The organism is Streptomyces spiroverticillatus, assembly GCA_014650415.1.
In the GTDB taxonomy this organism is placed as follows: domain Bacteria; phylum Actinomycetota; class Actinomycetes; order Streptomycetales; family Streptomycetaceae; genus Streptomyces; species Streptomyces spiroverticillatus.
In genome coordinates this window covers 78,600-91,781 of sequence record BMUX01000003.1, presented here as the reverse complement: position 1 = coordinate 91,781, position 13,182 = coordinate 78,600, and the positions used below count along the sequence as shown (strand labels likewise).

At 69.1% G+C, this 13,182-nt stretch carries 15 protein-coding genes and 1 pseudogene; 5 read left to right on the top strand and 11 right to left on the bottom strand.

Features of this window, described 5'->3' with window-relative positions; genetic code table 11:
- Positions 1–97: 97 nt before the first annotated feature.
- The 6 genes from IE269_RS08485 to IE269_RS08460 form a co-directional block, all read right to left on the bottom strand.
- Complete coding sequence (locus IE269_RS08485) at positions 98–913, bottom strand: zinc finger domain-containing protein (protein WP_189822196.1); 816 nt, start codon at positions 911–913, stop codon at positions 98–100.
- Positions 910–1,719 carry a hypothetical protein gene (locus IE269_RS08480; protein WP_189822195.1) on the bottom strand — a complete coding sequence of 270 codons (810 nt, stop codon included), beginning with the start codon at positions 1,717–1,719 and terminating at the stop codon, positions 910–912. The genes IE269_RS08485 and IE269_RS08480 overlap by 4 nt, the downstream gene beginning before the upstream one ends.
- Positions 1,720–1,905: 186 nt before the next feature.
- Positions 1,906–2,793: a recombinase RecT gene (locus IE269_RS08475; protein WP_189822194.1), complete on the bottom strand. Its 888-nt coding sequence runs from the start codon at positions 2,791–2,793 to the stop codon at positions 1,906–1,908.
- Positions 2,790–3,842 carry a YqaJ viral recombinase family nuclease gene (locus tag IE269_RS08470; protein ID WP_189822193.1) on the bottom strand — a complete coding sequence of 351 codons (1,053 nt, stop codon included), beginning with the start codon at positions 3,840–3,842 and terminating at the stop codon, positions 2,790–2,792. Before IE269_RS08470 ends, IE269_RS08475 begins: the two co-directional genes overlap by 4 nt.
- Positions 3,839–4,114, bottom strand: coding sequence for a hypothetical protein (locus IE269_RS08465; RefSeq protein ID WP_189822192.1), 276 nt, complete (start codon positions 4,112–4,114; stop codon positions 3,839–3,841). Before IE269_RS08465 ends, IE269_RS08470 begins: the two co-directional genes overlap by 4 nt.
- A 14-nt stretch (positions 4,115–4,128) precedes the next feature.
- Entirely contained in the window at positions 4,129–4,281 is a 153-nt protein-coding gene (locus tag IE269_RS08460; RefSeq protein ID WP_189822191.1) for a hypothetical protein, read from the bottom strand.
- Between the two features lie 207 nt (positions 4,282–4,488).
- Between IE269_RS08460 and IE269_RS08455 the strand changes: the two genes are divergently transcribed.
- The gene (locus tag IE269_RS08455) at positions 4,489–4,905 is read left to right on the top strand and encodes a hypothetical protein (protein WP_189822190.1); all 417 of its coding nucleotides are present in this window, start codon (positions 4,489–4,491) and stop codon (positions 4,903–4,905) included.
- A gap of 358 nt (positions 4,906–5,263) precedes the next feature.
- On the opposite strand, the gene IE269_RS08450 is transcribed toward IE269_RS08455, so the two are convergent.
- Together IE269_RS08450 and IE269_RS08445 are read right to left on the bottom strand one after the other, a co-directional pair.
- The gene (locus IE269_RS08450; protein ID WP_189822189.1) at positions 5,264–7,003 is read right to left on the bottom strand and encodes a recombinase family protein; all 1,740 of its coding nucleotides are present in this window, start codon (positions 7,001–7,003) and stop codon (positions 5,264–5,266) included.
- 63 nt (positions 7,004–7,066) lie between these two features.
- Positions 7,067–7,195, bottom strand: a pseudogene (locus IE269_RS08445) (MFS transporter); the annotation flags it as partial.
- A 165-nt stretch (positions 7,196–7,360) separates the two neighbouring features.
- Between IE269_RS08445 and IE269_RS08440 the strand changes: the two are divergent.
- Together IE269_RS08440 and IE269_RS08435 are read left to right on the top strand one after the other, a co-directional pair.
- Entirely contained in the window at positions 7,361–8,122 is a 762-nt protein-coding gene (locus tag IE269_RS08440) for a phosphoglyceromutase (RefSeq protein WP_189822188.1), read from the top strand.
- A 135-nt stretch (positions 8,123–8,257) separates the two neighbouring features.
- The gene (locus IE269_RS08435) at positions 8,258–8,680 is read left to right on the top strand and encodes a hypothetical protein (RefSeq protein ID WP_189822187.1); all 423 of its coding nucleotides are present in this window, start codon (positions 8,258–8,260) and stop codon (positions 8,678–8,680) included.
- Between the two features lie 83 nt (positions 8,681–8,763).
- Here the strand turns inward: IE269_RS08435 and IE269_RS08430 are convergent, their stop codons facing one another.
- Entirely contained in the window at positions 8,764–8,913 is a 150-nt protein-coding gene (locus tag IE269_RS08430) for a hypothetical protein (RefSeq protein WP_189822186.1), read from the bottom strand.
- A gap of 171 nt (positions 8,914–9,084) precedes the next feature.
- Entirely contained in the window at positions 9,085–9,765 is a 681-nt protein-coding gene (phoU, locus tag IE269_RS08425) for a phosphate signaling complex protein PhoU (RefSeq protein WP_189822185.1), read from the bottom strand.
- Between the two features lie 230 nt (positions 9,766–9,995).
- Here phoU and phoR point away from each other — a divergent pair, with 230 nt between their 5' ends.
- The gene (phoR, locus tag IE269_RS08420; protein ID WP_189822184.1) at positions 9,996–11,372 is read left to right on the top strand and encodes a two-component system sensor histidine kinase PhoR; all 1,377 of its coding nucleotides are present in this window, start codon (positions 9,996–9,998) and stop codon (positions 11,370–11,372) included.
- Complete coding sequence (phoP, locus tag IE269_RS08415) at positions 11,369–12,049, top strand: two-component system response regulator PhoP (RefSeq protein ID WP_189822183.1); 681 nt, start codon at positions 11,369–11,371, stop codon at positions 12,047–12,049. Before phoR ends, phoP begins: the two co-directional genes overlap by 4 nt.
- 76 nt (positions 12,050–12,125) lie before the next feature.
- On the opposite strand, the gene IE269_RS08410 is transcribed toward phoP, so the two are convergent.
- Positions 12,126–12,875, bottom strand: coding sequence for a copper chaperone PCu(A)C domain-containing protein (locus tag IE269_RS08410; protein WP_189822182.1), 750 nt, complete (start codon positions 12,873–12,875; stop codon positions 12,126–12,128).
- Positions 12,876–13,182: the final 307 nt, after the last annotated feature.

The following is a 13,182-nucleotide window of genomic DNA, read 5'->3' as shown; positions in this document are numbered from 1 at the left end:
AGGCGGCGGGCGATGTCGTCCGCGGCGAGCGTGGGGTGCACGTCGAGCGCGTCGGTCAGGTGCGCGGCGATGGCAGCACGGGCAGCGGGCGGCATCATCAGTGCTGCCCTCCCGATGTGTGGCGGGCGCGGGCGTCACGGCGCGGGGCGGGCGGCTGGCACATGATGCGGGCGAGCCGTACCCGCTCGGCATCCTTCGCAGCGTCGGGCCCAAGTGCGGCGACAACTGCCTCGATGCGGGAGGGGTGCACGCCGCTGATCGGCCGGCGCCCCTTGCCGTTGCGCCGGTATCCGGTCTGGCACGGCTGCTCGACGGTGGCGCGGCAGTGGGGGCACGGGGCGCCGAGCGGGTCGGGCATCCCCTCGTCGACGAGGGTCTCGCGGTGCGCACGGCTCGGCCGGAACGCTGCGAGCTCGCGGGCAACGTGCGCGGGCATGTAGCGGCGGCGCTCGGTCCCGACGCCCGACATCAGGGCGGCGAGACGTTTCTGCCCGCCCTCGTTGATCTCGGCCCGGTACTGCGCGGGCGGACGGTGGCCGTGTGCGACGTCGACGCGCCCGCCGAGCAATTCCGCCCGCCACGCCTGCGGGTCGTCGGGGTCTGCGGCCGGCAGGGGGTCGGTGTGACGGTTCATGAGCTCGGCCCGGTGGGGCGACCAAGCGGCGAGCACGTCGTGCGGCTCGACGCCCCGGAACTGTGCGGAGCGGTCGCCCGCCTTCTGCTCGTAGTAGCGGCGGACGGCGTGTGAAGCGTCCCAACCGGTCGCCGGCAGGGTGGCGGGTACGTCGGCGAGCGCGGTCGACCAATCGGCGATGGTACGGGCCGACTGCTGCGGGTCGGCAAGAGCGCGGCGCACGCGGGAGTCGAGGCGCCCGGCGTAGGCGAGCAGGGCGACGATGTGTTCGTCGATCACTGGGAACTCTCCTTCTGCGCGCGCAGCAGTTGCAGACCGGCGGCGAGATTGTCGGTATAGGCGGCGGGCGAACTGCTGCGGAACGGAACGACATTGGGCCCCGGGCGTACGGCGGGGGAGCGGTCGAGGTCGCCCCAGACCTTCAGCCAGTAGCGGCCCGGTTTCGGGTCGGTGCCCGGTTGCGTGCGGCGTGCGGCGAGCTCGACGAGGGCCTCGACGCTGTGCTGCTGCACGAGTCGCCAGACGTCGCGCTGCTCGCCGAGACCGAGTGACCAGCGGACCGAAACGCCGGCGGCGGCGAGTGCGTCGCCAAGCGGGTGCAGCTCGGGAATCAACGGGGAGCGGGCGGCCGAGCTCGCGCGCGGCTGCTGCTTTTCTTGTTCTCTCTTGTTCTTCTTGTTCTGGGGGCTGGATTCCGGCCCCCCTGGTACCGGATTCCGGCCCCCCTCCGTACCGGATTCCGGCCCCCGGGGGGCCGATTTCCGACCCGGACCGGATTCCGGCCCGGACCGGATTCCGGCCCCCTCCGACAGGGCGTGCTCGGCGACGAGCGGCAGGCGGTAAACGGTCTCTCCGCGCGGCCCCGTGGCGCCCTCGACGACGACGAGCTCGCCCGAGTCGAGCAGCGCGTCGACGGCGTCGCGCACGGTCGAGCGAGCCGCACGGGTGCGCTGCACGAGCATCGCGGTACCGGCGTAGGCGACGGCGTCGCCGTTCGCCCGGTCAGCGATGGCGAGCAGCACGATTCGCGCGGTTCCCCGGGCGGTGGCGTGGTCCCACACCCATTCCGTCGCTGCGCGGCTCAACTGTCCTTCTCCTTACAGGGGTTGTCGCCCCCGGTGCTTCGGGACGACCGGCGAGCGCGGCAGGGGTATGCACGGGGCAGCGGTGTCCGGGGAGGTAGAGGCGGACGCCGTCGACTGCACGGCAGTACCGGCGGTCGGCGCCGCTCCAATGCCCGCACAACGGCGGCGGAACGGCGCTGCCGTGCCTCACTGGGAAGCGGCAGGCTCAGCGGCTTCGGGCCACCCGGTGAACTCCTCGGGCACGTCCTCGACTGCCTGCTGCGTGGGCGCCTGCTCGACGACTTCACCCTCGACGTAGTCCGGGGGCACGTCGAGCCCCTCCGGCGACGCATCGCGCCGCACGCCCTCGTCATGTGCGACCGCGCGAGCGAGCTCGCTCGATTTGGGCAGCAGCTTGAACAGTTGGCGAATGCACGTCTTGCGCGCCATGGCGTCGTAATCCGTGGCCCACGGCCCGAAATCGCGTGCCTTGCTGCGCTGCCGGATCGCCTCGACGTCCTCGACCGAAAAGACCACGAACGCACTTCCGCCGTTCGCCATGGTCGCGACAGCGTAGTAATCGGTCGGGCGCCCCCGGTTGGAACGGGCCGGCTTGTGCCGTAGTACCGGGGTCAGCCCGTACTCGAAAGCGAACTCGTCGTTCTCGTGCACTGTGTGCGTCGCCAGACCAGCGGCGGCGGGGTGCTGCCAGAACAGCCGGATCATGCCCTGATAGCCGATGACGAGATGCACCTCGTAGGCGCGCACCTTCTTGTTCCAGAACGGCAGCAGGTACGCCTCACCCAATGCACCGCCCGGTTCGAGACCGAGCTGCGCGCAGGTCATCAGCGCACCGCCGAAACTCTCCTGCGTGCACTCCGCAAGGTGCTCCACGCGCCGCAGCTCGGTAAGGGCGATACGGGCGATGCGCTCCGGGTTGGCGACGTGCGCCGGCAGCGCGCGGGCGATCTCGCCACGCATCGACTGCACGAACTGCACGAGGGTGGGCTGCGCCGCGGCACCGTGCTGCGCGGACTGACGCGCAGGCACATGATTACGGCGGTTGGCGACTCGCTCGGCCAGGTTGGTTGTCATGCTGCGCTGTTCTCCTTCGGGACGACCAGACGACGCGCACGGAACTCACGCACGGTGTCGGCGTGTTCGGCTGCGAGTCGCGTCGTGTTGAGCGCGTCAACTTGATGGGTGTACGAGGCGGCGAGCGCGGGGTGCGCGGCGATGAATCGTTTCTGCGCCAACGGCCCGTTCTGCCGGAACGTGTACGCGGTCGAGCCCTGCACCTCGACGACTTCGGACTCGCCCGCGGTCGCCTTCAGCCGGTTGTCGATCTCGCGCAGCTCGGCCTCGACCCGCTGCTCGCGCCGCTTCAGTTCGCGGCGGCGTTCCAGCAGGGGAAGCACTTCCGCCGGATCGGCCACGGTGACGGCGTCCGGCCGCACCGCGTAGAGGTGGCCGAGCAGAGACTCGGTCGCCTCCGAACCGTCTACCGGCGGCGGCGTGCGGTCGAGCACCCGCTGCCAGAACGCGCCGACGAGGTCGACGAGGTGCTCGACGAGCTGCTCGTCGCGCTCGACCCGGTGCACGAGCAGCCGGTTACCGCCGAGCAGCGCGGCGACGTGCGCGTGCTGATAACCAGTGACGGCGAGATACCAGTGCGTTTGCAGCGCCGGCCCGTCCGGAACGCCGAGCAGCCACTCGTCGAGCTGGAACGCGCTACGCGTCTTGATCTCCAAGAGGCTCGACGGCGTCCGCTCGCCAGGTTCGAGCACGTACCGGTCGACGTTGGCGAGCATCCAACGACGCTCGACATGCGCCAGCACGCCGGGACCCTCGACGACGCGCAGACCCGAACGCTCGGCGAAGACGTTCGCGACCGACGGTTCGTGCACGTGCCCCCAGAACGCCGCCTCGACGAGTTCGGGGGAGCGCGGCACGTCGCCGAGCTCGCCGAGCTTGTCGAGGTACAGCTCTAGCGGAGAGGTGTACTTGCTCATGCCGAGCAGCGCGGCCACATCCGACCCACCGATGCCGGTACGGCGAACGGCGAGCCACTGCTCGCGGTCGAGGTCCGGCGGCGCGACGACAACGCCCGTCGGTGTGGCGAGAGTTGGTGCGGGCGCAGTCACTGCTCGCCCCCGACGTACCGGGCGTACACCCGATGCTCGACGATGCCGCCCTCGACCACGGTCCGCGCGACTGCCTCGAACGAGCCGACCGGCGCATACGAGGTGAGCCGCGCGTCACGGATGGCCTGCGCGGCGGAAGCGGCGCGGGTGGTTGTCGCCGCGCGCCGTACGACGCCCCACACAGAAGGGTGGCGACGCAGGTTGTCGGCGATAACGGCGTGCTTGGTGTTCGGCTGCTTAGTCGGCGGCGGACCGATGAACTCGACGTTCACGTGCTGTTCTCTCCTCACGCTGCGAACGGGTCGGCTGCGCGCTCGGTGCGCGCCCGGTGGATCTCAGGCGCGAGGAGACGGCGGATCATCGCGAGCTGCTCGTCGGTCGGCTCCGGCCACTCCTGCGGCTCGGTCCGTTCGTCGGCGCCGTTCTCTGCGGTGTGCATGACTCCCCCTTGCCTGTACTCGAACAGAAACAAGCGCAGGTGGAAGCTGCCCGGTATGGGCGGAACGCCTGTTCCTGTTTGGGAACAGGGGCAACGTTAGGGGGGTCATTCCTGCACGTCAACGGCGTTGATCGGCGTGCGAATCGGCCCTATGGCTGGTTAGATGAGCGTGTTCGCGTAACGCGACAAGAACGGAGATGCGAAACCATGTGGGAATCCGGCGCGCCGTTTGCCGAGCTCGTGCAGGAAGCCCTACAGGGGACGACGTCGCGTCAGCTCGCACAGCGCGCGGTCGACCCCGTTACCGGCTTCCAGGCCACGCACACCACGCTGTGGAAGATCGGACAGGGCCAGTCCGTCAAGATTCACCCGGGACTCGTGAGGGCGGTCGCCGCTGGGATCGGAAAGCCCGAGCGGGAGGTGCAGCTCGCCGCTGCGCAGCAGTACGTCGGACTCGTCGCCGGCGACCCGCTTGGTGCCAGTACGGCGGAGACGACAGTCGTCGTCGCCCACGTCCCCGGGTCGGGACCAAAGGACATGACAAAGCTTCAAGAGCTGCTCAAAACATGGGCAGTTGATGGCAAGGAAGGAACGCCCTCTACGGGCGGTAACACTGGGTCCTAAGAGCGTGACCTGCGGTGTCAGCGGGAGTAGGGTGGTCCGGACCTTGCATCGAACATATGTCCGATGCAAGGGCCAGCCATGCCACGAGGGGGGCATCTTGTACCGCGTCACCCGTATCCGACTCGACGACACCACCCCGGCAGCAGCGCGTGCCGCTGCCGACAGAACCGACATCGTGCTCGACGACAGAGAAATCTCTGCCGCAGGCGCACGCGCGCTAGAGACCGTCCTGAATGCCATCGCCCCCCACGCTCGCGGTACCAGGGCCCCCGATCCACACTCCCCCCGGCGCCCCCGGGCATGAGCATCACAAAGGGCCGCGCGACGTCCGTGCGGCCCTCCCGTTTGCCCTCCCTGCCTACGCTGCCCGCGTCAGCTCAGATGCGCTCGCCCGCTGTTTCCTGGGTCGCTTGGCCTGTTTCGGGGTCACGACGACGAACTGCTCGACCGGAACATTGCGCCTCCGCCCCTGCGGCTTCAGTCGTACCTCAAGCAACGCCCCGATGATCGCCCGGCGCTGTGACAAGTCCATGACTGCCCAAGCCTTCGCGATTTCCTTGACGGACGCGCCCGCAAGCTCTCGGACCATGGGCGGGACAGACAACGTGCGCGCCCGCGTCTTGGCTTCCTCGATCTTCGGCAGCCTTTCGGCCTCGACCGCTGCCAGGGCACGAGCCGACAGGCGCCCCGCCCCCGCTTCCGCGTAAAACTCGTCAAGCTCGCTCTGAAGCAGTTTGGCCGTGGCGGCGGCCTGTTCCATCTCCTTCAGCATCTCGGCGTCGTCCCTTGCGTACGCGCGGGCGAATTTTGGGGACGCGAGCCATGTGAACAGCTTCGACTCGACATACGGGTCGACGATGGCGACCCGCGCCGTAGCGTGATACCCCTTCTGGCCTTCGGGGGCCGGCGTCTCGCACCCGTATCGGGGGTGCCCGTACTTCCGATCGGAATTGACCGGAATTTCACAGACGTCGCAGATCATCAGGGTCGACAGTTGGTGAATCGATCGACCGGGGCGTGCGTTGAACGCCCTCCCTTCCCGGCCCTTCTTGATGGCTGCCACGGCGAGCAGGTGATCGGTCGGGTCTACCAGGGCCGGCCATGCTTCCTTATTGGCCACCTTGCCGTGGTGCTTGCGGTATCCGAGATACCGGGTGTCGGTTGCATAAGCGGTAACGGTGACGGCGATCCACCGCGCCATCACGAGCGGCTCGTCGCGGTCGATGAAGTCCCGCGCAATGTCCTTCGCCTCTTCGCCGCCGTCAAGCCTGTCCTTGGCTTCCTGGCGGAGGTCGACCGCAGCCTCGATTCGCGCGACCCAATCCGGGTGGATGTCCTCGTTTTCCTTCAGCCCCGGATGCCATGCCGCGAGCTTCTTCACCATCCCCTTTGTCCAATGGCGAGTTGGCGGCGCAATGCCTCGCTTGTTGAAGGCAACGGCGATCTTTGTGCGTTCCTCGAACCTACCGACACGCTGCGTCAGCTCCACGAGGATCGGTTTCTGCTCGGGGTGTTCCTCCGTGCGAATGAACGCACCCGAACGCGGGTCATAGACGCGGCGATAGCCGTACGCGGCCTGCGCGTGCGGCCGGCCAGAAACGGCGTTCGCTCGCAGCGTGCGCATGACGTTGTCGCGCAGCTCGTCGACTTCACGCTCGCCAATCAGTGCGTCGAGGCCGGTACGGAAACGGTCATCCTTGTTGGTCAGGTCGTAGACCTTGCCCCCGTAGCACCAGAGAACGCCGTGCCTTGCGCAGGCGTTGCGGAGGCGGGCGTAAATCTCGACGTCGCGCTGCAACCGGCTCGATCCGTAAGCGATCACGATGTCGAGCTCGCTAGCCTCTACGGCGTCGATCATGCGCTCGAACTCTTCGCGGTCGCGGTCGCGGTAGGTGGAGGCCGAGCGGTCGTCGTCGATGAACTCACCAACAACGACCGTTCCGAGCTCGTCGGAAGTGGCGCGGCCGACGTCTAGCTGCTCACGGACCGAGTAGCCCCTGCGCTTCCCCTTTCCTCTGTACGCGCTCTTCCGTGCGTACAGCCCCGCTCGCTTGCCCTTCAAGCTCTCGCGCAGCGACTGGATACCGGACAGATTCATACGGTGACCCCCTTATCGAACAACCGTACGACTCCGCCTGTCGGAACCTCATACGGTTTAAGTAAGAGCCACCAAGGTGGCGACGAACGCCCCCATCCGGTTCACCAGCGTGCTCGTCCAGAGCCACCAGAACTCCCGGGGAAGCCCCGACACGCTCTCGCGCACGGCGCGTCTGAGACCTGCTGCGGACATCGGAATCCCCCGGGTGTGTAAGCGGCTCACTGGACACCCGGAACTTACGTACGCGCCCGGTGCATCCGCCACTCAATTGACGCAGGTCCGCAATCGACGAAGGTCCCGCCGGTACGGTCCCTCGTCCCGCGCGGGAGGGCCGAAATGTCGATTACGCTCGTACGCATGGCCGACGCACCGTACAAGCTGATCCTCCTCCGCCACGGCGAGAGCGAATGGAACGCGAAGAACCTGTTCACCGGCTGGGTGGACGTCAACCTCACCGAGAAGGGCGAGAAGGAGGCAGTGCGCGGCGGCGAGCTGCTCACCGCCGCCGGTCTCCTCCCGGACGTGCTGCACACCTCGCTCCAGAAGCGCGCCATCCGCACCGCCCAGCTCGCACTGGAGTCCGCGGACCGCCACTGGATCCCGGTCCACCGCAGCTGGCGCCTGAACGAGCGCCACTACGGCGCGCTCCAGGGCAAGGACAAGGCGCAGACGCTCGCCGAGTTCGGCGAGGAGCAGTTCATGCTGTGGCGCCGCTCGTACGACACCCCGCCGCCGGTCCTGGAAGACGGCACCGAGTTCTCGCAGTCCGAGGACCCGCGTTACGCGACCATCCCCTCGGAGCTGCGCCCCCGCACGGAGTGCCTCAAGGACGTCGTCGAGCGCATGCTGCCGTACTGGTACGACGGCATCGTCCCGGACCTCCTCGACGGCAAGACCGTCCTGGTCGCCGCCCACGGCAACAGCCTCCGAGGCCTGGTCAAGCACCTCGACGGCATCTCCGACGAGGACATCTCCGGCCTGAACATCCCCACCGGCATCCCGCTCTACTACGAGCTCGACGCCGACTTCCGCCCGGTCACCAAGGGCGGCAAGTACCTCGACCCGGACGCGGCCGCCGCGGCCATCGAGGCGGTCAAGAACCAGGGCAAGAAGAAGTAGCCCCTTCTTTCCGTTCTTTTTGTACGAGAGAGGCCCCCGGCCGCGGACCACCGCGGCCGGGGGCCTCTCCGCTGCCCGGCGCACCCCGCGTCGCTCCCCAGGCGGGTCTCACCCATTCGGGGTAATTTGTCCGGTATGAACGCCTCCTTGCGCAGCCGCTGCGCCCACGCCCTCACGGCGGGCGTCCTGACCGCCGCCCTGCTGACCGCCGGTACCGCCGCCGCCTCCGCGGCCCCCTCCCCGAAGCCCAGCCCCAGCGCCAGCACCAGCGCCGGCGCGAGCACCGCCGCCATCACCGTCAAGGCCAGCGCCAACGAGGTAGACCAGGGCGGAACGGTCACCTTCACCGGCCGCACCAAGGGCCTCAAGGTCGGCAGCAAGCTGCTGCTCCAGCACAAGAACGGCACCAAGTGGACCACGCTCAAGGCGAGCACCACGGTCAAGAACGGCAGCGGCTACACCCTCGACGCCAAACTCCTCACCAAGGGCAAGGAACAGCTCCGGATCAAGGGCGACGACGACACCGTCTCCCCGACCGTCAAGGTCACGGTGAAGTAGGACCACCTCCCGCACACGCATGAGGAGGGGCCCCGTCCGGTGCGGGCGGGGCCCCTCCTCGTACTGCGTAGGACGTGCGGGAATCAGCCGCAGCAGCCGCCGCACTGGCACGGCGCGCCGGACTGGCAGCCGCAGCCGCAGCCCGAGCCGCAGCCGCAGGCGCCGAGCAGCGGCAGGTGGGTCACTTCGGGGGCTTCCTGCGGGGATTCGGTCGTGGTGGGGGTGTCGGCCATGGGATCTCCTCGGGTTCTCGATGGATCACTGGCTCGATGCCCGAAGGCACGGCAGGGGAGGCGGGCGGCCTCCCCCCACCCATTGCATGCCCGAATCGCGGGCGCATCAACAGCGCGCGGAAGCACAGGAGTTGATGTGCCCTGCACGGGGTCCGTGCGGATACGCCCGTACTACGCCTGTACGGAGCCTTCCTGCGCCGCCTGGACGTCGTCCGCGTGCTCGCCCGTCACCAGGTACACGACCCGCTTGGCGACCGAGACCGCGTGGTCCGCGAAGCGCTCGTAGTAGCGGCCGAGGAGGGTGACGTCGACGGCGGTCTCGATGCCGTGCTTCCAGCGGTCGTCCATCAGGTGCGTGAAGAGCGTGCGGTGCAGCAGGTCCATCTCGTCGTCGTCCTGCTCCAGCTGGAGGGCCAGGTCGACGTCCTTGGTGATGATGACCTCCGCCGCCTTCGCCATCAGGCGCTGCGCGAGCTGGCCCATCTCCAGGATGGTCGCGTGCAGGTCGTGCGGCACGGCGGTGGCCGGGAAGCGCAGCCGCGCCAGCTTCGCCACGTGCTGGGCGAGGTCGCCCGAGCGCTCCAGGTCCGCGCTCATACGGAGGGAAGTGACGACGATACGGAGGTCGGTGGCGACCGGCTGCTGGCGGGCCAGCAGGGCGATGGCGCGCGCCTCCAGGTCGTGCTGGAGGTCGTCGACCTTCTGGTCGGCGGCGATGACGCTCTCCGCGAGCTTCAGATCGGCGTCCAGCATGGCGGTCGTGGCGCGACCTATCGCAGAGCCGACCAGACGGGCCATCTCGACCAGGTCCTCGCCGATCGAGTCCAGTTCCTCGTGGTACGCGTCCCGCATGGGGGTTCCTGCTTTCGTCAGTACGGCCGACTGCGGCACAGCGCAGCCGTGAATTCCGGGGTCTGGCGGGGCTCCGGTCCCCACACTCCCACCATCCGCGCGGTACGCGTCCGGTTCCGACCGCCGAAGTGAACCGCCCCCATCCCCTTGGTGAACTCTGGGCGACGAACGTTCGAGCTGACACCCATTCGCTTGGGGCAGTGTCAGTGACCAGGCATAACCTTGGGCACATGGACGTGAACGCGGCAGTGGCCGCAGCAGCAGCGATAGCCGGTCTGTGCACCGGCATCATCGCCATGCTGGCGTTCCGCTGGAGCGAACGCGACCAGAAGCGCCCCACCAGGGCCGCCGTGCGCCCCGAGGTGAACGCCACGCTGCCGCCGGGAGTGGACACCGTCCTCTCCGTGCTCCGCTCCTCCGCGGTCGTGCTCGACGAGAGCGACAACGTGGTGAAGGCCAGCTCGGCGGCGTACGCCCTGGGGCTGGTCCGAGGCGGAAAGCTGGCCGTCGAGCCGATGATGCACATGGCCCGCGACACCCGCAGGGACGGGGAGATACGCCAGGTCGAGCTGGACCTGCCGCGCCGGGGCACCGGCCGCGGCGAGGCCCTCGCGGTGTCCGCCCGGGTGGCCCCGCTCGGCTCGCGCCTCGTACTGCTCCTCGTGGAGGACCTCACCGAGGCCCGCCGTATCGAAGCGGTACGGCGCGACTTCGTCGCGAACGTGAGCCACGAGCTGAAGACCCCGGTGGGCGCCCTCTCCCTGCTCTCCGAGGCCGTCATGGACGCCTCCGACGACCCGGAGGCGGTGACCCGCTTCGCCGGCCGCATGCAGATCGAGGCGACCCGCCTGACCTCCCTGGTCCAGGAGCTGATCGACCTCTCCCGGGTGCAGAACGACGACCCGCTGGAGGACTCCGAGCCGGTACGGGTGGACGAGCTGGTGGCGGAGGCCATCGACCGCAGCCGCCACACGGCGTCCACCAAGCAGATCACCATGCAGGCCGGCGGCACCTCCGGCCTGCACGTCTGGGGCAACCGCGGCCAGCTCGCCGCCGCCCTCGGCAACCTCGTGGAGAACGCCGTCAACTACAGCCCCGCCCGTACCAAGGTCGGCATCGCCGCCCGCCGGGTGCCCGCACCCGGCGGCGACCTCATAGAGATAGCCGTCACCGACCAGGGCATCGGCATCTCCGAGCGCGACCGCGACCGGGTCTTCGAGCGGTTCTACCGCGTCGACCCGGCCCGCTCCCGCGCCACCGGAGGCACCGGCCTCGGCCTGTCCATCGTCAAGCACGTCGCCGCCTCGCACGGCGGCGAGGTCACCGTGTGGAGCTCCGAGGGACAGGGCTCCACCTTCACCCTGCGGCTGCCCGAAGCGGGCTCCGTCCGCGAGGCCCGGGTGGAACACACCCCCGGCCGCCCCCTCGTCGGCCCCGGCGACGCCGACGCGGTCGAGGACTTCGACGACGAAGCCGAAGAAACCGACGAGACGGGCGCAGTCGACGAAGCCGACACGGCCCAGGCCGGTGCCCCGACCGCCGTCGGCACCCCCGCGCTCAAGACCCCCATCCGTGAGAACACCCCTGCCCCGGAGGTCCTTCCGTGACCCGAGTGCTCGTCGTCGAGGACGAGGAATCCTTCAGCGACGCCCTGTCCTACATGCTCCGCAAGGAGGGCTTCGAGGTCGCGATCGCCGCGACCGGCCCCGACGGCCTGGACGAGTTCGAGCGCAACGGCGCCGACCTCGTCCTGCTGGACCTGATGCTGCCGGGCCTGCCCGGCACCGAGGTCTGCCGCCAGCTGCGCGTGCGCTCCAACGTCCCCGTGATCATGGTGACCGCCAAGGACAGCGAGATCGACAAGGTCGTCGGGCTGGAGATAGGGGCCGACGACTACGTCACGAAGCCCTTCTCCTCCCGCGAGCTGATCGCCCGCATCCGCGCCGTCCTGCGCCGCCGCGGCGAACCGGAGGAGGTCACCCCGGCCGCCCTGGAGGCCGGTCCGGTACGGATGGACGTCGACCGGCACGTCGTCACCGTCGCCGGCGCCAAGATCGACCTTCCCCTCAAGGAGTTCGACCTCCTCGAAATGCTGCTGCGCAACGCGGGCCGCGTGCTGACCCGTATGCAGCTCATCGACCGGGTCTGGGGCGCGGACTACGTCGGCGACACCAAGACCCTCGACGTCCACGTCAAGCGCCTGCGCGCCAAGATCGAGCCCGACCCGGGCGCCCCGCGCTACCTGGTCACGGTGCGCGGCCTGGGCTACAAGTTCGAGCCGTAGACCGCCTCCCGCACATGACGAAGGGGCCCCGCCGGAATCCGATTCCGGCGGGGCCCCTCGTCGTACGTACGAAAGGTCAGCGACCCGCGCCGGCGCCGGTCGTGGCCGCGCCCGACGGCGTGTTCTTCTCGTCCTTCTTGGCGTCCTTCTTCGGGTCCTGCTTGGCCGGGGTGCCCGAGGCCGCACCCGTCGGCGTGCCGCCCGGGGCGCCGGAGGCGGGGGTGCCCGAGGGGGAGCCGGTCGGGGAGCCCGTCGGAGCCGGGGTGGCCGGGAGCTTGTCCGGGCCGAAGCCCTCGAAGTGACCGGTGGACGGGACCACGAACGCCTTCAGCGTCACGTCGCCGGTCTCGCTGAAGGAGAAGGTGACGGGCTGGGCCTTGCCGAGCAAGGGGCTCTCGCTCTCGCTGCCGCTCGGGACGACGGCGGAGGCGTTGTCCTTGCCGCCGATGACGACGGAGCCGCCGGCCGGGACGGTGATCGGGCCGGTCTTGGCGCCCTCGGCCTTGCCGGAGGTGAGCTTCACGGTGGCCGAGGAGCCGTCGAGCTTGATGGCGTCCAGGGTCTGCGGCTTGTCGCCGTTGTTGAAGACGGTCGCGGCGACCACGGCATCGCCCTTGCCGGCCTTCTTGGTCTTCTCGTCCAGGGGCTGGGTGATGACCAGCGCGTTCTGGATCTTGATCTTGCCGTTGTCGACGGAGATCGCGGCGTTGTCCGGCTTGATGGCCAGGGTCTGTGCGTCGTTGCCGGCGCCACATGCGGCGAGCGAGACGATCGAGAACGCGAGGGCGGTGGCGGCGAGGGTGCCGCGTCGAAGGCTGCGGCTCACGGCGGCGGCAACTCCTTGGACGTTACGGACGGGGGGACTTGGCAGGCGGTCTGACATACAGCGGTCCGACTTACTGCGGGCTTAGGTTATCGACTCGCCGACCTGGGCCTGCACCCGACCCGCCCCACGGGTCGCACGGCACCCGGCGCGCACGCGGGGCGACGGCCCGGCGCGCGGGGTGGCGGAATTCGTACAGCGTTCAATGGCGGGATATTGCCAGCGGAATTGATCAAGGGCTGATCAAGGACTGATCAACGGGACCGTGATCAATTCGGGATTGGCGGGGATTGCCGAAGATTGCCGCCGG